Genomic DNA, 22092 nt, shown 5'->3' on the forward strand with positions numbered 1-22092 from the left:
CGATTACGTGGACCTGCCGCTTGTCCTGCACCACTGGTGGGTGCCGAAGCGGATCATCGAAGGGTTCTGGGTCAGCCCGGAAGGCTGGCCGGAGGACACCCCGCTCTGGGCGAGCACGATGAGCAGCCACAAAGTCCTATGACTCTGCCACCGGAAGCTGACGCCCCGGTATCGACAGCTCGTTGCCGAGCCCACCCGGCAGCAGATCTACCGTCTGAGGTCCCGCCGGGAGATCAAGGTCTTCCCCGACACCATCCGCAAGGAACAGGGCTCGCCGCTGCCGCTGGGCACCACGGCCATCCAGGGCTGAATGCATGCGATGTCCAGAGGCGACGCCTTCAGGTCCCTCGGTTCTGGACGGCATTATGGATCCTGCCGTGGTCCCGTCCGCCGGGCCAAGGTAGGAGAGGCCTCCCTACTTGCCGCCCTTGCCCCGGCCCAGGCTGCTGTTGCTGCCTGCGCCGCCAGTGCCGCCAACACCACCATTGCCGACCAGGAAGCCACCTGCGCCGCCGCTAGCGCCAGGCACCCCATTGTCTGCTTGCTGGCCGCCAGCCCCACCAGCGCCGCCACTGCTCCCATTCGTCCACAGGCCCCGCTAGTGAACTCGCTCATCTCGGCGTCCAAGCGCTCGGTGATGGCGAGAAAGTCCGCCGCCCGGTGAGCGAGGGCATTCCCGATGATGGTGGTGCGACGCAACGGGCTCCGCGCCCGAAGAGCAGGGCACCATAGCGCGCCTCCAGAGCCTAAAGACGGCGCGTGGCCGAGGGCGCGATCGCGCACCGTTCTGCCGCCCGCGTGAGGTTCCAGGTCTCGTAGGCAGGCAGGAAGAGCCGGAGTGCCAGGAGATCGGGCGGCGTGGGCATACGGGCGACATCAGCGTCATTCCCCCGGTGCGGGTTTCCCACCCGGGTTTGAGATCTGCCCAGCGGCTCCCGTGCTCGCCCGGGCGAGGTACGCCCTCCAGCCCCCTCTACGAGATAGCTGGCCAGGTAGCTGGAGAGCTTGAGGGTGGGCCTACTCCTTCGAGGTCATGGCAACTTCTTGAGCGTGGGCGCCAGCTGTGCCTGACGGTGGCGAAGGCGCGAACGCCGCCCGGCAGCGCAGAAGCTCTGAAATCTCCAGCTCGGTCAGTCCTGCTTCAGCGAGCACCTCGGCAGTGTGCTCCCCGAGCCGCGGTGGCGGCCGGTCAGCAGCGATGTTCCGGCTATCCAGGTTGATGGGGAAGCCAAGCGCGCGCATCGTGCCCCCGCTGGGGTGCCCGACATCGGTGACCATACCCACCGCTGCCGCCTGAGGGTGGTCCAGCGCCTCGCCGATTGTCTGCACCGGTCCCACCGGGATACCGGCATCCACCAGCAGGACCTCCCACTCCGCGCGGCTCCGTGCCCGCGTCACGCCACCAATCAGTTCTGAAAGCACGTCCCGGTTCGCAAGGCGCTCGCCGCTGGACTGGAAGCGCGGGTCGTCAAGCCATTCCGGATGCCCGAGCAGCTCGGCAAGGCGCCGCCAGTTCGACTCGTTGGCGCCGCCGATTGCAAGCTCGCCGTCGGCGCAGGGGAAGGTCTCGTATGGGGCGACCAGCGGGTGCGCGGTGCCCATCGGCCCCGGTACGGCCCCGGTGGCGAACCAGGCGGCGGCGAACCAGTAGGTCTGCTGCATCGCGGCCTGGAGCAGCGACGTTTCGACCCGCTGTCCTTCGCCCGTTCTCAGTCGATGGATGTAGGCAGCCATGATACCGAACGCGGCGAGTATGCCCGCGTTGATGTCGGCGATGGACACACCGGGCTTGACGGGTCGTCGTCCCGGCTCTCCCGTCACGCTGATCAGCCCCGCGAAGGCCTGCAGGATCAGGTCGAAGCCGCCTCGCCCTACAAGGGGGCCCTGGCCTCCGTAGCCGGTCACGGAGCAGAAGATCAGCCGCGGGTTGATTCGGCGCAGGTCCTCGTAGCCAATTCCCAGGCGCTCCATCGTGCCGGGCCGGAAGTTCTCAGTCAGGACGTCCGCCTCCATAACGAGACGATGGAGAGCCGCAATTCCCTCCGGACGCTTCAGGTCCAGCGCGACGGAACGCTTCCCACGGTTCAGGATCATGAAGCCGGGTGGCAGGCCATCCTCCGTACCCGGGGCCGCACCCTTGAAGCCGCGCGCATCGTCCCCGCCAGGGAATCGCTCCACCTTGACGACGTCCGCACCGAGGTCCGCAAGCATCAGCCCGCAGGTCGGACCGGCCATGATCTGTGCAAGCTCCAGGACCCTTACGTCCTGGAGAGGTTGGTGCGCCTCATGCATCGAGATCACCGCCAAGCACGGAAGGGCATGAGCCGCATGATACGGACCGCCTCTCCGGCTCATCCTGCGTCAACAGCGGAGAAAGGTTCAAGGCTGGACATCCTCCTGCGATCACTCGACGCGCAGTCCGAGTTCATCGACCAAGCGCGCGTTCACGCGGTGGTCCTCGGCCAAGATGCGGGCGAACTCCTCAGTCCCGGTCTGGCCGACGTCACCGCCGAGCAGGGCAACGCGTCGGCGCACATCCGGCGCGGCAAGCGCGGCGTTGACCTCCGCGTTCAGCTTCGAAAGCACCGTGCCGGGCGTGCCGCGGGGCGCAAAGAGGCCGAGCCAAGTCATGTGCGCGTACCCCGGCAAGCCGAACTCCGCGGCCGCAGGAACGTCCGGCGCGGAGGGCCAGCGCTCGGCCGACGTTACGGCGAGCGCGCGCATCCGTCCGGACTGGACGTGCGGCATGGCGGCGACGAGGCTGGTGATCACGACCGGAAGCTGCCCACCGATGGCGTCGTTCAGGGAGGGGCCGGAACCGCGGTAGGGCACATGGTTCAGCCGGACGCCTGCGGCCTTGGCCAGCAGTTCGCCCGCAACGTGGCTCGGTGTGCCGACGCCCGCACTGCCGAAAGATACTGCGCCCGGGGTGGTGCGGGCTGCCGAGAGCAGGTCGCCGAGAGACTGGTAGGGAGACGAGACGGAGGTGGCGATGAGGGAGGGGCCACGCATCATCTCCGCCACCGGCGCGAGGTCATCGAGGGTATAGCCCGCGTTGCGGAAGAGCGCGGGATTCAGGGTGTGGTTGTTGGCGGTGACCAGCAGCGTATAGCCATCTCCTGGCGACTGCGCGACGTAGGTGCTGGCGACATTGCCCCCACCGCCGGGGCGGTTCTCTACGATCACAGTCTGCTGGAGGGTGGCCGAGAGGCGCTCGGCGAGGATGCGGGCCAGCGAGTCCGCGCTGCCGCCAGGTGCGACAATCACAACGAGGCGCAGCGGCCTGTCTGGCCAAGTAGCGGCTCTTGCGGCCAGCGGTACCGCGAGGAGGCCTCCTAGCAAGTGGCGCCTCGGAACGCCTTGATGGCGTCTCGCCATGAACTCGTCCTCCCTCACCTGGCCCGTTCGGGTGTCCAGGTTCTATTGCTTGCCACCATCCTTGCCACAGTTTTCCCCGCAGATCTTCTGAGAACTTGGCTCGTGCCCGATGCTGACCTTGAAGGTGACAGACCAAAGCCGCTCACCAGCGCTGACGGGTCCCGGCACCTTGTGCTGCGCTACGTCGAGTGGGCGTGAGGCAGCGTGTTGCTGGCTGAGCGCTGGCGATTTTCGGATACCTCCGGTGGGAGCACGCAAAATGGAAGAGCCTCTGCCGCATGTGAGATGATCATGACCGACTTGGCTGATACGATTCGGGAGAGAGAACATATGGCGCTCTATGCACTGGACGGGATGGCACCCACGCTACCCGGGGATGGCCGCTTCTGGATCGCGCCGGATGCTCATGTCATCGGGGACATCTCCGTGGGAGAGGACGTAAGCTTCTGGTTCGGTTCTGTAGTTCGCGGGGACAGCACACGTATCGCGATCGGGGATCGGAGTAACATCCAGGAGGGAGCTATGCTGCACTCTGACCCAGGAGCACCGCTCACCATCGGGGCTGACGTCACCGTCGGTCATCACGCCATCCTGCATGGCTGCACCGTAGGTGATTGCTCGTTGATCGGAATGGGAGCGACGGTGCTGAACGGGGCCCGGATCGGGCGGTTCTCTATCGTTGGCGCAAACGCCCTGGTCACCGAGGGCAAGGTTTTCCCGGAATTCTCCCTTATTGTCGGCGCTCCGGCCAGGGTCGCTCGCACGCTCGATTCGTCGGCGGCAGACACCCTCCTTGCAACGGCAGCCCACTACGTTTCCAATTGGCGTCGCTTCGCCGCCGGACTGCGACGGATCGACTGATGGCCGCCATTCCGCTGGGAAGCGGCCGTCTAGGGGTGCCATCCGTGCGGGCAATGCACGCGCCCTGGACGTCGCCAGTGCCGCGGCCTGGCCAAGCCTGGATGCACGACCTGTCGGGCAGTCGGCACCTGGCTTCGAGGTCGTGTCGTGGGTCGGGCTGGTAGCCCTGGGCGGAACGCCCGCTTCCATCGTCGCGCGCCTGAACGCCGAACTCGTTAAGGTCCTCGCGATGCCGGAGGTCCGGAGGTCACTTGAGACGCTCCGCTCCCCGCCCAGCCCGAGCACGCAGGAAGCGATGCAGGCCTTCGTGTCGGGGACGATCCGCCAATGGCAGAAGGTCGTCTGCGAGGCAGGAATCGAGCGTCAGTAGGTCCGGAGCCTGCTGAACTCACAGGATCTGACCTGTAGATCCTGCAGGTGGTGTCTGTCGGGGAGGCCTCAGTTGGACGTGGCAAGGGGGCGGCACCGCACCAAGCGTGTCGATGCCGAGCTGCTAATGCCGTGGCGGCGGGGCTGCCCTGTTCGGAAGTGTCGTCAAAGGCCTTGTCCACCTTCCGGGGGACAAGGCAATCCGTTCCGGAATGCAGACTGTTTGCGTGGGTCATCGTGGCCTGGACAACAAGCAAGCGCCAGAAGCATAGCTGGAGGAAAGCATGTCTGGACTAGTTGGCGACCGACCCCAGCCATTCATCCCGCGCCTTGGCTCACTGTAGGTTAGTCTGGAACCAGCGACCTACGCGCTGATGCGGGTGGTGACGGGTGGCACCCTGTGCCTGAACGGGGCCGGGCGTCTGCGGATCATCGACATCGGCGGGCCTACCGTCGAGAGCACTGCTCGCTTCAACGCGAGCCTCGGCTTCGAGCCGGACCTGCTCTGGAGCTACTACATCACGGGGCTGGAACTCGTCGGCGGGCTGCTGCTCGTGCTGGGCCTGCTCACCCGCCCCGCCACCCTCCTGTTCACGGGTCTCCTGGTCGTCGCGACCTTCTACGTCACGCCCCGCTTCGGCTTCTGGTCGCGCGACGGTGACGTCCAGTACGCGGCGCTGCTCCTCGTCTTGATCCTGTCCATCCTTGTGAGGGGAGACGGTGCCTACTCGCTGGACCGGCGTATCGGACGAGGGTTCTGATAGGTCGGCGCTCCACCCTGGTCTGGGCGGGGCGCCGATCCGGTGGTCACGTGTCCAGGTTGATGCCGAGCTCACGGATCAGGGGCAGCCAGGTCCGTGCCTCGGCCTGAATCCTGTCGCGGTACTGCGCTGGGCCCAGGTGGACAGGTTGGGCACCCAGCTCCTGCATGCGGCGGACCACCTCTTCATCGCGCACCGCCTCGCCGATGAGGGTGTCCATCCGCTGGAGCAACCCGTCCGGCGTGCCTGCCCGCATCAGGGCGCCCTGGGCCGAGCCGTACTCATGGCCCGGGAAGCCCTGTTCGGCCAGTGTCGTCAGGTTAGGATACTCGCGAAGGCGGTCCGCTGATGCAGCAGCGATCGGGATCGCCTTGCCGCCCTGATAGGCTGCCGCGCCGCTCGCGTAGTCCAGGAACATAGCTTGAACGGTACCGGCCATCAGGTCGTTGACGGCCGGGGCCGCACCTCGGTAGGGCACGTGGGTCACCCTGATGTCCATGAGCCTGCAGAAGCGCTCGAGAGCGAGATGATGCGGCGAGCCCACGCCCGGGGAGGCCATGGTGACCTGATTGGGCCGCGCTTTGACGTAGGCAATGAACTCGCGCGCGTCACGGACAGGCAGGCTCGGGTGAACGGCCAGCAGCATGCTGAACTGCACATAAAGCGCGACCGGAGCGAAGTCCTTGTCCGGGTCATAGGGCAGCTGGCGGTAGAGCGCCCGGTTGTAGACCAGAATACCCATGTCGGCGCTGAGGACGGTCTGCCCGTCTGCCGGGGACTTGGCGACATTGTCCGCGCCGATAGAGCCAGCCGCCCCGGGCCGGTTGTCCACCACGATCGGCTGCCCCAGGCGCGGTGCGATCGCGTTCGTCAGGAGGCGGGCGATCACGTCAGTGGCGCCGCCGGGCGGGTAGGCCACGACCCACCGCAGGGGGCGTCCGGTCTGCGCACGCACCAGGGCAGGGGCGGCAAGCGCCCCCATCATACCTAGGCCGAGGCTGCGCCTCGTCACCGTCGGCCGATCCAGGAGGCCATCTCTCTTGGGCATCTCGTCTCCTCTTGCTTGGAAGGCGCTCAAAACCGAGCTGCCCAGGCGGCGATGCGATCAGCGGCCTCTTCCACCAGTACGGGCTGGCCGGACAGGTAGTGGTTCGCCCCGACGAGGCGGTGGAGTTCCGCCCGATCCCCGGCGGCCCCCATCCATGCGTCCCGCGTCGAAGGGAAGGTGGAGCCATCCGCAGTATGCTCCAGCAGGAGCACCGGCACGCCCGTGCGGGCCAGGTTAGTCGGGCCGTCCGCCTGGCTGCAGGATGCCCACTGGCTGAGGAAGGCGGTCAGGGTGGTGATCCGTCCCATGGCGTTGGCGGCGTAGTTCACGTCGCGTGCAGGCCCCCAGATGCTGCCCGCCTCCCGGTCGTTGGCGTCTAGGGAGAGGTCCAGCAGGCGCGGGTCCGCCTGGGTGCGGTGGATGAGGAACGGCATGTCCGGTGGTGCGCCAGGCGTTGCGCGAAGCTGCCGCAGCCGTCGCCATGCCCAGGCCTCGATCCGGTCGCGGCGCGCCCTCTGCGCGGCCCGGAATCGCTCGATCCAATCGGGCGAGAACCCCGGTCCGTTCACCGGGTTGTAGACATCCAGCTCGGGATCGCCCGAGAGAGGGTCGTCCTCCTGGACCACGGAGGGGTCGATCCACTCTTCCATCAACCGCGACCGCCCGGCATGCGCGGCGGTCAGCACGATGCCCGCTGCGGGTGGAAGATCCGACGGCTCGATGGCGATAGGGGTACCATCCGGCGTCCGGGTCACGGTCAGCCGCTCCGCCTGGGCTTGGTAGAAGGCCGCCAGGGCACCACCGCCCGAGTTCCCGACGAGGAAGACCTGCTCGTAGCCAAGACCCTGCAGGAAGCGTACCCCGGCACCGAGGTCCTGAACCACCCGCTCCATCAGCAGCGTGGTGTCGCTGCCCACGTAGCGACTGTTCAGGCCGAGGCAGCAGATGCCTCGCCGCGCCAGGGGCGAGATAAGGTAGTGGCCCATGAAGTTGCTGGTCGGGTGCATGACGATGCACGCGGTCCGCCGCGTCCCCTCGGGTTTCTCGTAGGCGCCGAAGATACGAGGTGCCTTCATCTGGAGGCCGGATTGGCTCTCCATCGCGCTCCCAGGCTTGACGTCGATGACGGCGAGCTTGCGCTCAGGCATGGGCCCGCGACGCCTTCTCCCGGGTCCAGGTCGCAAGCGCCGAGTGGGCGTCCTTCTCGGCCTCGGCCATCTCCTCGTCGGAAGCGATGCGCGTCGTGAGCTCCAGGCGCAGGCCGTTCGGGTCGAAGAAGTAGATGCTGCGGATGATCTCGTGGTCCGTGATGCCGAGGATCTCGACCCCAGCCGCCTCCAACCGGTCCTTGGCAGCCTGAAGCTCGTCCTCGCTTCCTACCTCCAGGGCGAGGTGGTTGACCCAGGCCGGGGTGTTGGGCGAGGGCAGGGGAGCTACGTTGTCCCCGAGATCGAAGAAGGCGATGAACGAGTTGTCCCGCATCTGGAAGAAGATGTGGACGTAGGGGCAGTACTCCCCCGTGCTCGGCACGTTGTCGGCCTTGATCACGTGGACCAACGGCAGGCCGAGCAGATCCTCGTAGAAGTGCCGGGTCTCCTCGGCGTCCCGGCAGCGCCACGCGAAGTGGTGCAGCCCGCTGACGGGAGGCATAGTGTCCGTACCCATCTCACTGTCTCCTTCCGGTTGCTGGCAGCTTGCCGGGGCCGCCGCTCGCCTCTGTCCCCCTCGTAGGGGACGTCCCTTGATTTCCACTCGACGGACGGCTGCCTCGGACTGCCGTGCGGGGCGGCCGCCCGATGATCGGCCGAATGCGTCTTCGCGGGGTGTCAGCCGTCCATCGAAATGCCGAGGGTGCGGATGAGCGGGGGCCAGATGCGGCGATCCGCTGCGAGGACGCGCTCGAACTCGTCGGGTGTCCCAGCGGCAGGGTCGAGGCCCATTTCCCGGAAGCGGGCCTGCATCGCGGGCTGGCGCATGGTGTCGAGCAGTGCAGCGGTCAGGCGCGCCGCCACATCGTCAGGCACGGCGCGCGGGACGACAAGGGCCTGCCAGTTCGAGGTCTGCATCTCCTCTCCCAGGGCCTCGGTCAGGGTCGGCACGTCGGGCAGCGACGCAAGCCGACGGCCCGAGGCGATCGCGAGGGGCCGCACCTGGCCAGTGCGGAACATCTCGGCGCTCGACGCGTAATTGACCAGCACGGATTCCACGTTACCGGCGACGACGTCGTTCATCGCGGGGCCCGTTCCCCGATAGGGGATGTGGTTCAGCCGGATGCCTGTGATCTTCTGCAGCAACTCCATCACCAGATGGTGGGGCGAGCCTATGCCAGGCGAGGCGTAGTCGATCTGCCCGGGCTTGGCCCTTGCCCGTGTGACGAAGTCCTGCAACGAGCGGTCCGGCACGCCCCGCCCCACTGCCAGGACCAGCGGCACGCGCGCGAACATGCCGACAGGCCGGAAGTCGTTCTCGGGATCGAAGGGCAGGCGCCGGAATAGCGCGGCGTTGAAGACCAGCGCGGCGCTGTCCACCGAGAGCACGGTGTAGCCATCGGGCGCCGAGCGCGCCACGGCCTCCGTGCCGATGTTGGTGCCCGCACCCGGTCGGTTCTCGACCACCACGGGCTGAGCTAACCGGGACGACATCTCCGTGGCGATCAGGCGCGCCATTACGTCCGTGCCGCCACCTGCCGCGTAGGGTACGACCCACCGGATCGGACGGTCGGGGTAGGCCGCCCGGGCGGCGCCCGCCCATGCTAGGGCAACCCCGCCGATCGTGGCGCCAAGCGCGGCGCGACGGGAGACGATTGCGCTCATGGTGTTCCTCCCCATTCTGTTCTTCCGGGCTGCTCAGGACATGGAGCTCAGGGTGAGCGCTGGCTGCGTGGTCTCGGCTCCGGCGCCACGCACCCGGTCGAGGACGGCGGCTGGATCCGGGACCGAACGGCCGCGCCAGGCCACGTGCCCGTCAGGCCGAACCAGGACGAGCGGGGCCGCGTAGAGCGCAGCGACGGCCGGATCGTCGATGGTCACGACATCAAAGGGTACGCCGCGAGCCCGCGCCGCCTCCGCCAGGGCTGCGGCATCGGTGTCCCCGCCCCCGGTAAATTGCAGCAGCACGAAGCCGCGCCCGAACAGATCCAGTGTCGAGCGGCCATCCGACAGCCAGGCATGGGGCGCACGCGCTCCGGGACGCGCGGTGGGCGTATAGGCAGCGTAGTCGTCCGGCGGCGCCGGGGTGCCATCGGGGATGCAGATGGGGCTGTCGTCGTAGCGATAGCCGACCTGCAGGCCCCAGGACTGCCACTCGGCCTGGGTGCTCTCCTTCAGCCCGGCGCCGATCTCCCGCCGCAGGGCCTCCGCTGCCGGCGTGTCGTCCAGCACGATGGAGCAGTCCTTAGGCGAGACCCAGGCCTTGAAGTTCTCGGTGGAGAAACGCGCGTTGCGCGCCGCCACCGGCCTGCGCTCCGTCGTGTAGCTGTCGAGGATGCCGGGCGGGGCCCAGCCCTCCACCACGCCCTGCAGCTTCCAGCCGAGATCCGCGGCATCCCCCATGCCCGTGTTCATGCCGAGACCGCCAGTTGGCGACATGGTGTGGACCGAATCCCCCGCCAGCAGCACACGCCCGTCCCGGAAGGTGTCCGCCAGCATCTCGCTACGCCGCCAAGGAAGAAGCGAGATCACCTCGAAGGGGATATCGTCCCGTCCGAGGGCGCGGCGCATCCAGGCGGCCGGGTCGAAGCGGGAGAGGTCGAACTTCTCCTCCGACCCGAAGACGGTCAGGCGCCACATCTCGCGCCCGTCGATCACCGTGAGGTTGCCCCAGGATCCCTCAGGGCCGGTGAAGAGATAGCGCTCCGCCTCGCCCCAGCGGGTGTGGCGGATCAGATCCGGGCAGCGCACCAGGATGCCCATGGAGTAGTTCAGCCGCTCCTTCCCGTGCCACCCAACGCCAATCTTGGAGCGGATGGCGCTGGTCGCGCCGTCGCAGCCGACGAGGTAGTCGGCTTCCACCACGAGCGCCTCGCCGCTCTCCAGGTCCGTGACCCTGGCGCGGACGCGGTCGGGCAGCCTCTCGAAGTCGTCCAGCCGGTGCCGGTAGCGCAGCATGTCCGGCGCGCGCTCCCGCACGGCACCCTCCAGGATAGGCATCAGCCATTGCTGCGGGCAGCGCTGCTTCTTCTCCGGAGTCCAGTCCGGCGTTGGTGTGTCCCGCATGGAGGGGAAGTCGTCCCGGTCCAGCAGCTTCCCGTTCAGGCTCGTGCAGAAGACGATTGAGAGGGCGTAGTCGTCGGGGAAGCCGCAGTTGCGGACGGCATCGGCGATGCCCCAGCGGCGGAAGAACTCCATGGTCCGCACGGCCACCAGGCCGGTGCGGGGGTGCTCCACATGGCCGTCGCCCTGATCGAGCAGGAGGGCATCCACGCCACGCCAGGCAAGATCCAGTCCTAGGCCAAGCCCGACGGGACCTGCCCCGATGATCAGGACGCGCGTACTCATGGTTCTCATCTACCGGCTTCCTCCGCCCCGCCGTTTTCGGTCAGGGTTACCTGTCACTGATGCAGTTCGGTCAGGGCGCCCGGAGACGCTGGTCCGCCATGGCACCTGGCTCGTGACGGTGCACCTTCTCCCGGCCGAAAGCATCGGGGGTTGGTACGGGCTCCCCCGACCTCGGAGCCCACTCTCCGCTGTGAGCTCGGTGGGGACGGCGCTGAACCCCTGCGCCAGCCGCCTCAGCATCGGATCTGGCGCCCGAGCCGAACCTGCCCTTGGGACTACGCCGGGGCATCTCTCCTCCCCTTGCTTTGGCAGCTACCATGCCGGGACTGCCGCCCGCGGCTGTCCCCCTGGTGGGGGACATGACTTGATTTCCGTTCGCCGGAATGGCTGATTCCCGCGAGCGCCCAAGGCGCATGGGGAGGAAGCTGGCCAATGCTGGCATTGCACGCGCCGCGCGTGCCTGACGACGCCGGGCAGCTGTTCTCGGCGGTGACCCACGCGGTCATGGCGATCGGCGAGCACGACTTCGAGGGCCTGCTCCTCCAGGCGCTCCGCCCTATTGCGGGCGTGCACCACTGCTCGGTCTTCCTCATCGAGGGAGGGCGCGGGGTCTCCTGCCTCGGTGCCGCGAGCAGCGATGGAACCTCGGTCTCCCGGAAGGCCGCTGAGCGCTACATCTCCTCCTACTGGCAGGAAGACCCGGGCCTGCGGCGGGTCGGGGGAGTGTCCTTCGCGAGCCATGCGGGCCTGCGACGCATCAGCTCAGGGGACATACGGAACCCGGCCTACCGCCGCGAGTGCTACGACACCCTGGGCATTGTCGAGCGCGCGACGCTCTACAGGGACTTTGCCGACTGTCGCCTTGTCCTCTCGCTGCACCGCACCTCGGGGGATGGCCAATTCCGGCCGGATGAACTCCGTGCCCTCGCCAGCGTGGCGGACCCGATCACGGCTGCGGTCGCCCGGCACCATCGCCTGAGGATCGCCGCAACCGAGAGGAGGACGGCCGACCCGGCCCGCTTGCCCACCCTCCTGGCGGCCCTGGTGCCGGAACTCTCGGAGCGAGAACTAGAGGTATGCTCCCTTACGGTCCTTGGTCATGGGACGGAGGCCATCGCTGCGCGCCTGGGGCTGAGGCCGTCCAGCATCACGACCTATCGCAAGCGCGCCTACTGCAAGGCGGGCGTCAACTCCGCCGCGGAGCTTGCCGCCCTCTGCCTGGAGCACTTCGCCGGAGCAGAGTGACCTGTCCCCCGTGCTGGGGACAGCGCCCCGGACGTCACCGGCTAGGCTTTCTACGCTCTTGTCGGGAGGAACGAAGCAGGCATGGTCCACTGTCCCGATACGTCGCCACGTCCGTCGACCTTCTATGACTACCGGGTGCACCCCTTCCGGGCGCCCGATGAGCTGAGAGGTGGTGCCGAACGCCACTCGGTGGCAATCGTCGGTGCTGGCCCGACGGGTCTCCTAACCGCCATCGGCCTGGCCCAGCACGGCGTGCACTCGGTGGTCTTGGCGCAGGACGTCCAGGTCTCCCATGGCAGCCGGGCTGCTGTGCTCGTCCGCCGCTCGATGGAGATCCTGCAGCGACGCGGCGTGGTCGACCCATTCGCCGGGAAGGGGCTGCCCTGGTCGGGTGGCCGGTCCTTCTACCGGGGGCAGGAGGTCTACCGGATGACCATGCCGCACGAGGAGGGCCAGCGGCATCCGCCCGCCACCAACGTCCAGCAGCAGTATATCGAGGAGTTCCTCTCCGACGTCGCGGAGCGGGAGCCCCTGATCGACCTGCGGTGGGGTTCGCGGGTGACCTCGTTCGAGCAGGACGGGGAGGAGGCGCGGCTCGGCGTCGATACACCGGAGGGGGCTTACATGCTCCGGGCCAGCTACGCCGTCGCGGCCGACGGTGGGCGATCGGACCTCCGGCGGATGCTCGGCCTCCGGATGGAGGGGCGGGCCTATTCGGGCCGCTTCGTCATCGCGGACATCAGGATCGACCTGCCTCTACCGACGGAGCGCCTCTGCTACTTCGACCCCGACTGGAACCCGGGCAACAACGTCCTGGTGCACCGGATGCCGGACAGCCTCTGGCGCATCGACTTCCGCCTGCCCGACGACGAGACGCCGGAGCAGGCCCTGGAGCCCGAACTGCTCAGGCAGCGCATCGAGCTGACGCTCCGGATGGTCGGCCACCCCCTCCCTTGGACGCTGGACTGGGCGACGGTCTACTCGGCCAGTGCGCTCACTCTCCCGCGCTACGTGCACGGAAGGCTGGCCTTCGTCGGGGACGCAGCCCACCTGCTGCCCATCTTCGGGGTGCGGGGCGCCAACACGGGCATCCAGGACAGCGACAACCTGGCCTGGAAGCTGGCCTACGTGCTGCGCGGCCTGGGTGGCCCCGGCCTGCTGGAGAGCTACTCGGACGAGCGAGTCGAGGCCGTCCGCGAGATCTGCGAGGAGGCGGGCAAGAGCACGCGCTTCATGACGCCGCCGAGCCGTGGCTATCGCCTGATGCGGGATGCCGCCCTGTCCTTCACCCTTTCCGAGGCCTTCACCAAGGACCTGCTGCACTGGCGCACCGCGCGGCCCCACGATTATCGGACCTCGCTCCTGAACAGCGATCCGGCAGCGGATGCGGCATTCACCAGCGGGCCTCGCTTCGGAGCACCGGTGCCCGACATCCGGCTGGCGGACGGATCGCACCTGCTCGACCATCTCGGCCCCGACTTCCATCTGATCTGCTTCGGGGACGGCGACACCCAAGGGATGGGCGACCTCCTGAAGGCGGCACGGCGCAGCCGGATACCCCTTCGCGTCTTGCTTCTGCGGCGGGAGGGAACCCCGCCCGCAACGGGCTACGATGCTCAGGTCGAGGACACGGGCAGCAATGTCGCAGACAGATTCGGCGCACTGCCAGGGACTGCCTACCTCGTCCGGCCTGACGGCCATGTATGCGCGCGTTGGCTGCGTCCGGAACCAGCAGCCCTGAAGCAGGCGCTGGCCGTTGCCTGTGCGGCCCAGGAGTAGATGGCATGATCCCGCAGATCCCTGTTACGACCCTGGAGGCGGCCAGCGACCTGCTGGCCGAGGCCATCGACAGTGCAGGTCCCGAGAAGGAGGCCCTGTTCCTCGCCAAGCTGGCCTTGGCGCTGGCGGCCCATCTTGATGACAACGCCGTCCTGGGTACGGCCGTAGCGGCAGCCCTGGCCGACCTCTGAGTCCCAGACCTCGGAGGTTGAGCCTGCCAAGGACCGCTGATCCACACTTGGGTATTTCATGGAGCCATTCGCCATTGGTCCATGACCTATCGTCCTTGAGCCACGACAGCATTCCCCACGGCAGGGGAGGGCAGCATCAGGAGAAGGCGATCTCTGGGTGGCGCATCGTCTGGACCAGGCGCCTCCAGCTTGCGACGAGTGGCGATTGGTCGTCCGCACGCCAGGCTGCCAGCAGCTCGACACGCTGGTCACCCGCGAGGGCGTGCAGGTTTCGGAATGCTACTCCCTGGATGGCATGGCGCCTGGCAGAGGCGGGAACGAGCGCCACCCCGATCCCGGCGACGACGAACGAGAGCAGGGTCGGCATGACGGCCCTCTGAACGATCTGGGGCTGTACGCCGCCGCTCCGCAAGACAGTCTGGATCAGTTGCGACAGGTATGGCGAGGCCTCCTCAGAGAAGGCAACGAGCGGCTCGCCCGCCAGATCCGGGATGCCGATCAGATGCCGCGCCGCCAGGGGATGGTCACTCGGCAGGACCAACATCAGCTCCTCGCGCTGGATGACGCATGAGCTGAGGTCCGGTCCTTCCAGCAACGGCCGAACCAGGGCGACGTCGAGCGATCCGGAGCGCAGCCCGGCGAGCAGCGGGATGGATGTCATCTCCCGCAGGTCGAGTTCGATCCCGGGATGGGCGGTGCGGAAGACGCGGATCATCTCGGGCAAGAAGTCGTAGGCGGTGCTGGCTGTGAAGCCGATCGACAGGCACGATGGCCCCTGCTCGGCCGCACGGCGGGCCGCCTGCGCGGCGAGGTCCACCACCTCGGGGACCGGGCGTATCTTGGCCAGGAACGCCTGGCCCGCCGGGGTCAGCGAGACGGACCGGGTCGTGCGGCTCAGCAACGGCGTCCCGACGAGCTGCTCCAGCTGCCGGATGATCTGGCTCAGCGGCGGCTGGGTCATGTTCAGGCGGCGTGCGGCCCGGCCGAAATGCAGCTCTTCCGCAAGGGTCATGAAGGCCTGGAGGTGCCGCATCTCGATCACTTCACCCTCCAGCCCCGATTGAGTGCTTTCACCACCTAATAGGGTCGGAATTACAATTGGAGGGGTCCGAATGAAACGGGTAGGTGTTCGGCAAGGAAAACGGCACACGAGCCCACGTCCAGCAGGGGTGTCCCCATGCAAGCCTTATCCCGTCGCGGCGTTCTCGGCGCGGCGACCCTCCTCTCCTCGTCCCGTGACGTCCTGGCGCAGGAGGATGCCTACCCTACACGTCCGATACGCCTGATCGTTCCCTTCGGTCCGGGCAGCACCACCGACATCCTTGCCCGCCTCGTCGCGCAGAAGCTGACCGATGAGCTCGGCCAGCCGGTCGTCGTGGAGAACCGGGTGGGAGCGGGCGGCAACATCGGCACGGAGGTCGCGGCGCGCGCCGCGGCGGACGGCTACACGCTGCTTCTCGGGGCGGCGAGCACCAACGCCGTCAACCCGAGCCTCTACAGCAACCTGCGCTTCGACCCGATCCGGGACTTCACGCCCGTCATCCACGTCGCCTCCGTGACGAACGTGCTGGTCGTGCATCCGGACCTGCCGGTGAGGAGCGTCCCGGAGCTGATCGCCCTCGCGAAACGGCAGGACCTTTCCTACGCCTCGGGCGGCGCGGGCGGCACGATCCATCTCTCGGGCGAGCTGTTCAAGAATCTCGCGGGCGTGGACATGGTGCACGTGCCCTACAACGGCAGCGCCGCCGCCTATCCGGACCTGCTCAGCGGCCGGGTGCCGGTGATGTTCGACTCCATCGCCACCTGCCTGCCTCACATCCAGGGCGGGCGTCTCCGCGCGCTGGCGGTCACGGCGCCCTATCCGTCGCCGCTGCTTCCCGGCCTGAAGCCGATCGCCGAGTCCGGGCTGCCCGGCTACGCGGTCGAGGGGTGGTACGGCCTCTTCGCACCCTCCGGCACGCCCGGGCCGATCGTCGCCCGGCTGAACGCCGCGCTGGTCCGGGCGCTGTCCGAACCGGCGACCCAGCAGGCGCTGCTGCAGCAGGGTGCCCAGCAGAAGGCGGACACGCCGGAAGCGTTCCGCGCCTTCGTGCTGTCGGAGCGTGACAAGTGGGCCGCCCTGATCAAGGCCGCGGGCATCACCCAGAACTGACGCGGGCGCCGCGCTGCTCGGCCCCGTTCGCCGGAAGGAAGCATCATGAGTGCCGACGAACTCGCCTTCCTCACCATTGCGGAGGCCGGGCGGCTGATTGCCCGACGCGCCCTCTCTCCGGTCGATCTGGTGAAGCCGCTGATCGCGCGGGCGGAGGCGCTGGAGCCGCAGCTGCACGCCTATCTGCGCCCGACCTTCGACGCGGCGCTGGAGCAGGCTCGGCGTGCCGAGGGGGAGATCCTGTCGGGCGGCGCCCAGAGCCCGCTGCACGGCATCCCCTATGGCTTGAAGGACGTGGTGGACGCGGCCGGGCTGCCGACCACCGGGCAATCGCGTGTCTATGCCGATGGCGTCGCGCGGGAGGACGCCGAGGTCACGGCCCGGCTGCGCGCGGCCGGGGCCATCCTGCTCGGCAAGCTCACCACGCATGAGGGGGCGCATGGTGGCCCCTCCTTCGACCTGGCTTGGCCGCCCGCTCGCAACCCCTGGAACACCGAACACTTCACGGGCGGATCATCCTCCGGCTCCGGCGCGGCGGTGGCGGCGGGGCTCATGCCGCTCGCGATCGGCAGCGACACGGGCGGCTCCGTCCGGAACCCGGCGGGGTTCTGCGGGCTGGTCGGCCTGAAGCCGACGTCGGGCCTCGTCAGCAGGCGCGGGGTGATGCCCAACTCCTTCAGCCTCGACCATGTCGGGCCGCTGACCTGGACGGTGGAGGATTGCGCCATCGCCCTCCAGGCTATGGCCGGGCACGACCCGCGCGATCCTGCGAGCGCCGCCGTCGTTCCGCCGGACTACCGCGCCGCCCTGACGGGCGACATCCGCGGCCTGCGCGTGGGCGTGCTGCGGCATCTTTATGAGGAGGAGGGCGCGGCGGCCCCTGCCACGGCGAAGGCGCTGGAGGAGGCGTTCGACGTGCTGCGCCGGATGGGCGCCAGGCTGGAGGAGGTCCGCATCCGCTCCTCCACTGCCTACAACGACGTGAAAATCGTCATCGGCGAGAGCGAGATCCATGCGGTCCATGCCGGGGCCCTGCGCGAGCGGCCCGGCGACTTCGGAGAGGATTTCCTGGCACGCATCCTGCCCGCCATCCTGTTCCGCGGCCCGGACTACGTGCAGGCGCAGCGGCTGCGCCGAATGATGATGGAGGAGTTCGACCGCCTCTACGAGCGTTTCGACGTGCTGGTCACCGCCGCGCCCAGCATCGCGCCGCGCCTGGACGCCTACCGGCCGATCCAGTTCTGGCGGAAGGCGACCTCTCTGGTGACGCCTTTCAACATCCCGACCGGCCCGGCCCTGGCGCAGTGCATCGGCTTCCACGAGGGCCTTCCCCTCTCCATGCAGGTCGCGGCCCGACCCTTCGATGAGGCGACGGTACTGCGGGTGGCACACGCTTATGAGCGGGCGACGAACTGGCGCTCCACCCGGCCCCAGCTTGATCCGCAGGCTCCGCCGCCAGTTACCCCAGCGGTGCCTGACCCCGAGCCGTCGTCGCTTACCCAAGGGGAGGAGGATGCCCTGCGGGAGCTCGCGCGCAGCGCCGGGCTGGTCCTGCCGGAGCGCGCCTTCCGGCACCTGTGCTCGGCAGCCCCTTATGCCCAGGCCATGGTGGAACGGCTGCGGGCCCCGGTTCCGCTGGCGCAGGAACCGGCCTACCGGATCGGGTGATGTCCAAAGGAGGAGCGCCTACCACCTCACCGGCACGGACATGCGGCGGTCCAGGCTGCCCGTACCGAGCTCGGCTGTCGGCCTACCCCTCTCGGAAGCGGGCAGGATCTTCGATGCCGAGTTCTGCAGCTTTGGCGCCAAAGGCCTGTTCGTAGATTGCCGTCAGGCGGGTTCCCGGCCCTTTGTCGGCACTCTCCCCGACCGTCACGTCGGATAGAGCGGGCAGGCCAGCCTCGATGCCGATGGCCATGAGATGAGAGGCCTGCAGCTTCGCCTCGGCGACGGCAAGCTGCTCCTTGAACTCGGCCGCGCGCTGATCCATGACCTCGGCCCGGCGGGTCTGCTCGATGAGTGCGGCCTGCACCTGATCCAGTTGCGCTGTTGCCTCGAGCACGGCGGCCTCAAGCCGGTCGCCGAAGCCCTGAAGGTGCCAAAGGCTGCAGTGCTGGGGCTAGATTGTGCTGCATCGGACCTCGCGGGGGCAGAAGGCGGCACTCGATAGGCTGAACTGGGGCAGGTCGGGAGTGGTCGAGAAGTGCCCATTTCATGCTGCGCTCGCACGTATCTCAACGCGGAGCAGGGAAGGCGGGCGCTCACCCGAGGGGACACCCCGCTGCGTTCAGGTGGCCCATGCCGGGGCTGCGGCTTCAGCACTGAGGATCTCGCGCAACCGGGCAATGGCCCACTGCGCCGCCGGGCCGGGCGGGCGGCTCCTGACATGCACGACGTGGAGTTCCAGCCTGAAGCTTCCTTCCTGACGGAGGCGCAGCCGCTGCAGCTTCCCGCTGGCCAGGAGCTCGGATACGAAGTGCTTCGGCAGGTAGCCCCAGCCGAAGCCCTCCATAATGAAGCCCCGCTGCGCGTGGATGTTCGCGAAGCGCCAGAGCCGGTCGCCGACGATCCCGCGCGCGCGGCTGCCCGCCTCGCCGCCGTCCACGAGCACGAGCTGGACGTGCCCGCCGAGGTCCCTTCGTGTCAGGGTGCCGGGATGAGCGGCCAGCGCGTGCGCGGGCGCGACGACCGGGATCATCTCAATCTCCGTCAACACCTCCGCCTCCAGGTCTCCCACGTCGCCCCCGTTGTAGGGTCCGTTGTAGGGATAGATGGCAAGGTCCGCCGTCCCGCCCCGGAGGTGCCGCTCCGCATCCTGCGACGCCTCTGACAGCAGCGTCACCGGCAGGCCGGGGAAGGCCTCGTTCAGCGCCCTGAGCGAGCGCATGCCGGGGCCGGTAGGCAGGAACTGGTGGGCGAAGATGGTCAGCTCCGGCTCCAGGCCGCCCCGGATGGCGTCGGCGCGCGCCCGGAGCGCCTCTGCGCCCTCGACGACACGACGCGCCTCCAAGAGTACGGCCTGCCCAGCCTCGGTCAGGCGGGGCACCTTGCTCGACCGGTCGAAGAGCGGCAGCCGCAGCGTCGTCTCCAGCGCCTGGACGGCTTGGCTGACCGCCGACTGGACGCGCCGCAGGCGACGGGCTGCGGCCGAGAAGCTGCCCGCCTCGGCGATGGCGATGAGCACGCGCATCTGGTCGAGAGTTAGCGGGTCCAGCATCCATCATCTCAACTGATTAAAGCGTGCAGAATTTGAGCAGTTATGAAGATGATCGGCAAGGCGCAGCTTCTCCACGGCAGCGGGTGGTCGCTGCTTCTCGGAAGGAATGCTCCCATGCGTCAGATCCTCGTCGCCGCCCTATTTGGCGCCACCCTGCTCGCCTTTGCCGTCCCGGCATCCGCCGAGGGTTTCGACGGGCGCGGCCCCTCCGCCTTCCCTGCCTACGTGTCGAGCTCGGACCGCACCCCGCTCGCCGGGGGCACCACGACCCGGGGTCAGGCCGCCCAGAACCTGCTCCAGTCCAGCGGCGTCACGGGCGGCGGCGGCCAGCACGGCTGAGCCACCCATCACCGGACATCGTCGGGTCGCCGAGGTGGCGGCCCGGCATCGGGCGGCGCCCTCTCGGGCGGGAGATGCCCGACAGCAGGAGGACGCTACCATGCCTGATAACGCCGCTGCTGCCCGTCCCGGGCACGCCAGGCCCTCTGCCGTAGGCGCGCTGCCAGGCGCCGGATGGCTGCTCCTGGCCGTGCTGGCCACGGGCGTCGCCGTCTGGTCCATGCGCTACGGGCTGCCCGTGGTGCCGCAGCCGAACCTCTCCAACTTCGTCACCCGGCGTCCGGCCCTCACCGTCCACGCCCTGTCCGCCTCCATCGCGCTGCTGGTCGGGCCGTGGCAGTTCCTGCCGGGGCTGCGGGCCCGCTGCATCGCCCTGCACCGGGCGCTCGGGCGCACCTACGCCGTCGCCGTCCTGGTGGCTTGGCTCTCCTCCATCCCGATCGCGCTCCACGCCGAGACCGGGGCGGTCGCCTCCGCCGGGTTCCTGGCGCTCGGCGCCGCCTGGATCGCCACGACCGCGGTGGCGGTGGAGCGCGCGATGCAGCGCGACATCGCAGCGCACCGTCGCTGGATGGTGAGGAGCTATGCCCTGACGGCCGCGGCGATCACGCTGCGGATCTATCTCGGGGCAGGGATCGCGCTCGGCATCCCGCTGACAGTGGTCTACCCGGCCATCGCGTGGCTGTGCTGGGTCCCGAACCTCCTCGCCGCCGAGTGGTGGGTGCGGCGTGCCGTGCCCGGTCTGCAATCGGCCAGGCGCTCAGGGGCGCGATGGCAATCGCCCGAGCTCGACTGATTCGCTGCCCACGGTCGTCCATATTCGGGCAGGGCGGCTGGTGTTGAGCGCTGTCCTCGGTATCGAGTTGAGTGGCCCACCAGCAGAATACCTACCATCACTCTTCATATCAGGGATCGCGCTCCGCGGGCTACTTTGGGCTTCTCAGAACCCCTGCGTCGTGTCTGCCTCGGTCTGGCGCTCCAACTCGGCGTCCAGCTCGACACCGGCTAGCACGAGGACATGAGGCCCATAGGTCCTCCGTGCCCCCGCATTCGTTGGCAGTGTCACCGCAGGCGAGCTCGCCAAATCGTCTCGATCTCCTTGTCGGAGTTGGAAACGTAGTCGGCCGTCAGATCGCAGCTACCGCCCGACTGCTGGATGCGCCCGAGGTAAAGCGTCCAGCCGTCGAAACCGACCTTGCCGTTGCTGAACGTCTGGGGACTGCCGGGCATGTCGGCAACCGGCACAGGACCGAACTCCACCTCATTGCGCTTGACTAGAGGGTGTTACGCACTGGGTGCGAGTTCTGCGGCACGCCTGAGCAGTAGGATGGTGAAGGCGACGAGGTGCAGGCCTGCCAGGGTCTGGGGCAGTCGCTCGTAGTCGCGGGCGAGGCGGCGAAAGCGGGCGAACCAGCCGAAGGAGCGCTCGACCACCCACCTCCTGGGCAGGAGCACGAAGCCGCGCTTGGCCTCGGGGAGTTTGACGACCTCCAGAGTGATGCCGTGAGCGGCAGCGGCCTGGGCGGGCCGCTCACCGGTGTAGCCCTGGTCGACATAGGCCAGGTTCACGCTCTCGCCGGTCGCGTCCTGGACGGCTTCGGCCAGGGTGGAGATGGCCGAGCGGTCATCCGCGTTGGCGGGGGTGACGTGCAGCGCCAGCAGGTGGCCGAGCGTGTCGACGGCCAGGTGCAGCTTGGAGCCCCTGGTCCGCTTATGTCCGTCCCAGGCGGCGCGTGCGCCACTCTCGGGCGTGGAGCGCAGGGTGCGGCTGTCCAGCACGGCCGCGGACGGCTCCTCCGCACGGCCCTGAGCCAGGCGGAGCACCGCCCGGAGGTCCTGGACCAGCATCTCGAAGCAGCCCGCCCGCAGCCAGCGCTGCGCCTGGTCGTAGACCGCGTGCCAGGGCGGGAGGTCGTTCGGCATCGCCCGCCAGGCCACGCCGTAGCGCACCAGGTAACGCAGCCCGTTGAACACCTCGCGCAACGGGTGCTCGCGCTGCCCGGCCTCCTCGGGCAGCAGCGTCAGGTAGGGCGCGACCAGCGCCCACTCCTCATCTGACACATCGGACGGGTACGGCTTGCGAGAGGGCATTCACCCTAAACGAGGCCGCCCGTAGGTCCGTAACACCCTCTAGCACTACCTGGGCACTTGCGGACGTGATGTGATGGACCGACCTGCTGAGGCACGACCTCGGCAGGAGGTGGTCATGGCGGATGCCGTTCGTGGGGCGAGCGGTCTGGATAGCTGGCTCGCACC

At 68.4% G+C, this 22092-nt stretch carries 23 protein-coding genes; 11 read left to right on the plus strand and 12 right to left on the minus strand.

Annotated elements, in window-relative coordinates; all coding sequences use genetic code 11:
• Positions 1 to 7 precede the first annotated feature (7 nt).
• The gene (locus tag NRP21_RS23370) at positions 8 to 142 is read left to right on the plus strand and encodes a hypothetical protein (RefSeq protein ID WP_257718650.1); all 135 of its coding nucleotides are present in this window, start codon (positions 8 to 10) and stop codon (positions 140 to 142) included.
• Between the two features lie 875 nt (positions 143 to 1017).
• Here the strand turns inward: NRP21_RS23370 and NRP21_RS23375 are convergent.
• On the minus strand, positions 1018 to 2355 hold the full coding sequence (locus NRP21_RS23375; protein ID WP_456300248.1) for a CaiB/BaiF CoA transferase family protein: 1338 nt from the start codon (positions 2353 to 2355) through the stop codon (positions 1018 to 1020).
• 48 nt (positions 2356 to 2403) lie between these two features.
• Positions 2404 to 3267 (minus strand): tripartite tricarboxylate transporter substrate binding protein, encoded by an 864-nt coding sequence (locus NRP21_RS23380; protein WP_257718652.1) that lies wholly within the window; start codon positions 3265 to 3267, stop codon positions 2404 to 2406.
• 396 nt (positions 3268 to 3663) lie between these two features.
• Between NRP21_RS23380 and NRP21_RS23385 the strand changes: the two genes are divergently transcribed.
• The 3 genes from NRP21_RS23385 (at position 3664) to NRP21_RS23390 (ending at position 5369) form a co-directional block, all read left to right on the plus strand.
• Entirely contained in the window at positions 3664 to 4239 is a 576-nt protein-coding gene (locus NRP21_RS23385; protein ID WP_257718653.1) for a gamma carbonic anhydrase family protein, read from the plus strand.
• Entirely contained in the window at positions 4172 to 4609 is a 438-nt protein-coding gene (locus NRP21_RS28095; RefSeq protein WP_408639655.1) for a tripartite tricarboxylate transporter substrate-binding protein, read from the plus strand. The genes NRP21_RS23385 and NRP21_RS28095 overlap by 68 nt, the downstream gene beginning before the upstream one ends.
• A 382-nt stretch (positions 4610 to 4991) precedes the next feature.
• Positions 4992 to 5369 carry a DoxX family membrane protein gene (locus tag NRP21_RS23390; protein ID WP_257718654.1) on the plus strand — a complete coding sequence of 126 codons (378 nt, stop codon included), beginning with the start codon at positions 4992 to 4994 and terminating at the stop codon, positions 5367 to 5369.
• Between the two features lie 46 nt (positions 5370 to 5415).
• Here NRP21_RS23390 and NRP21_RS23395 read toward each other — a convergent pair whose 3' ends face one another.
• The 5 genes from NRP21_RS23395 to NRP21_RS23415 all read right to left on the minus strand — a co-directional run bounded on the left by NRP21_RS23395 (position 5416) and on the right by NRP21_RS23415 (position 10922).
• A complete protein-coding gene (locus tag NRP21_RS23395) occupies positions 5416 to 6417 on the minus strand; it encodes a Bug family tripartite tricarboxylate transporter substrate binding protein (protein WP_257718655.1) in 1002 nt (333 codons plus the stop codon).
• A 26-nt stretch (positions 6418 to 6443) separates the two neighbouring features.
• Positions 6444 to 7565, minus strand: a complete 1122-nt coding sequence (locus tag NRP21_RS23400; RefSeq protein WP_257718656.1) for an alpha/beta hydrolase — start codon at positions 7563 to 7565, stop codon at positions 6444 to 6446.
• Positions 7558 to 8082 carry a VOC family protein gene (locus NRP21_RS23405; protein WP_257718657.1) on the minus strand — a complete coding sequence of 175 codons (525 nt, stop codon included), beginning with the start codon at positions 8080 to 8082 and terminating at the stop codon, positions 7558 to 7560. Before NRP21_RS23405 ends, NRP21_RS23400 begins: the two co-directional genes overlap by 8 nt.
• A gap of 161 nt (positions 8083 to 8243) precedes the next feature.
• Complete coding sequence (locus tag NRP21_RS23410) at positions 8244 to 9230, minus strand: Bug family tripartite tricarboxylate transporter substrate binding protein (protein ID WP_257718658.1); 987 nt, start codon at positions 9228 to 9230, stop codon at positions 8244 to 8246.
• Positions 9231 to 9263: 33 nt separating this feature from the next.
• Positions 9264 to 10922 carry an FAD-dependent oxidoreductase gene (locus NRP21_RS23415; protein WP_257718659.1) on the minus strand — a complete coding sequence of 553 codons (1659 nt, stop codon included), beginning with the start codon at positions 10920 to 10922 and terminating at the stop codon, positions 9264 to 9266.
• Positions 10923 to 11345: 423 nt separating this feature from the next.
• Between NRP21_RS23415 and NRP21_RS23420 the strand changes: the two genes are divergently transcribed.
• The 3 genes from NRP21_RS23420 to NRP21_RS23430 all read left to right on the plus strand — a co-directional run bounded on the left by NRP21_RS23420 (position 11346) and on the right by NRP21_RS23430 (position 14128).
• Positions 11346 to 12158, plus strand: coding sequence for a helix-turn-helix transcriptional regulator (locus NRP21_RS23420; protein WP_257718660.1), 813 nt, complete (start codon positions 11346 to 11348; stop codon positions 12156 to 12158).
• Between the two features lie 81 nt (positions 12159 to 12239).
• Positions 12240 to 13937 carry an FAD-dependent monooxygenase gene (locus NRP21_RS23425; protein ID WP_257718661.1) on the plus strand — a complete coding sequence of 566 codons (1698 nt, stop codon included), beginning with the start codon at positions 12240 to 12242 and terminating at the stop codon, positions 13935 to 13937.
• Positions 13938 to 13942: 5 nt separating this feature from the next.
• Positions 13943 to 14128 carry a hypothetical protein gene (locus NRP21_RS23430; RefSeq protein ID WP_257718662.1) on the plus strand — a complete coding sequence of 62 codons (186 nt, stop codon included), beginning with the start codon at positions 13943 to 13945 and terminating at the stop codon, positions 14126 to 14128.
• 136 nt (positions 14129 to 14264) lie between these two features.
• Here NRP21_RS23430 and NRP21_RS23435 read toward each other — a convergent pair whose 3' ends face one another.
• Positions 14265 to 15161, minus strand: coding sequence for a LysR family transcriptional regulator (locus NRP21_RS23435; protein WP_257718672.1), 897 nt, complete (start codon positions 15159 to 15161; stop codon positions 14265 to 14267).
• A gap of 144 nt (positions 15162 to 15305) precedes the next feature.
• Between NRP21_RS23435 and NRP21_RS23440 the strand changes: the two genes are divergently transcribed.
• A complete protein-coding gene (locus NRP21_RS23440) occupies positions 15306 to 16280 on the plus strand; it encodes a Bug family tripartite tricarboxylate transporter substrate binding protein (protein ID WP_257718663.1) in 975 nt (324 codons plus the stop codon).
• Positions 16281 to 16325: 45 nt separating this feature from the next.
• Complete coding sequence (locus NRP21_RS23445; protein ID WP_257718664.1) at positions 16326 to 17948, plus strand: amidase; 1623 nt, start codon at positions 16326 to 16328, stop codon at positions 17946 to 17948.
• A gap of 82 nt (positions 17949 to 18030) precedes the next feature.
• Here the strand turns inward: NRP21_RS23445 and NRP21_RS23450 are convergent, their stop codons facing one another.
• Positions 18031 to 18342: a hypothetical protein gene (locus NRP21_RS23450; protein ID WP_257718665.1), complete on the minus strand. Its 312-nt coding sequence runs from the start codon at positions 18340 to 18342 to the stop codon at positions 18031 to 18033.
• Positions 18343 to 18567: 225 nt separating this feature from the next.
• On the minus strand, positions 18568 to 19497 hold the full coding sequence (locus NRP21_RS23455; RefSeq protein WP_257718666.1) for a LysR family transcriptional regulator: 930 nt from the start codon (positions 19495 to 19497) through the stop codon (positions 18568 to 18570).
• A 114-nt stretch (positions 19498 to 19611) separates the two neighbouring features.
• On the opposite strand from NRP21_RS23455, the gene NRP21_RS23460 reads away from it, so the two are divergent.
• Together NRP21_RS23460 and NRP21_RS23465 are read left to right on the plus strand one after the other, a co-directional pair.
• The gene (locus NRP21_RS23460; RefSeq protein WP_257718667.1) at positions 19612 to 19836 is read left to right on the plus strand and encodes a hypothetical protein; all 225 of its coding nucleotides are present in this window, start codon (positions 19612 to 19614) and stop codon (positions 19834 to 19836) included.
• Between the two features lie 100 nt (positions 19837 to 19936).
• Complete coding sequence (locus tag NRP21_RS23465; protein ID WP_257718668.1) at positions 19937 to 20632, plus strand: DUF2306 domain-containing protein; 696 nt, start codon at positions 19937 to 19939, stop codon at positions 20630 to 20632.
• Positions 20633 to 20898: 266 nt separating this feature from the next.
• Here the strand turns inward: NRP21_RS23465 and NRP21_RS23470 are convergent, their stop codons facing one another.
• Positions 20899 to 21081, minus strand: coding sequence for a hypothetical protein (locus tag NRP21_RS23470; RefSeq protein WP_257718669.1), 183 nt, complete (start codon positions 21079 to 21081; stop codon positions 20899 to 20901).
• Positions 21082 to 21120: 39 nt separating this feature from the next.
• Positions 21121 to 21927 (minus strand): IS5 family transposase, encoded by an 807-nt coding sequence (locus NRP21_RS23475; RefSeq protein WP_257718670.1) that lies wholly within the window; start codon positions 21925 to 21927, stop codon positions 21121 to 21123.
• Positions 21928 to 22092: the final 165 nt, after the last annotated feature.

The sequence above is a fragment of the Roseomonas populi genome (genome assembly GCF_024594815.1).
GTDB lineage: Bacteria > Pseudomonadota > Alphaproteobacteria > Acetobacterales > Acetobacteraceae > Roseomonas > Roseomonas populi.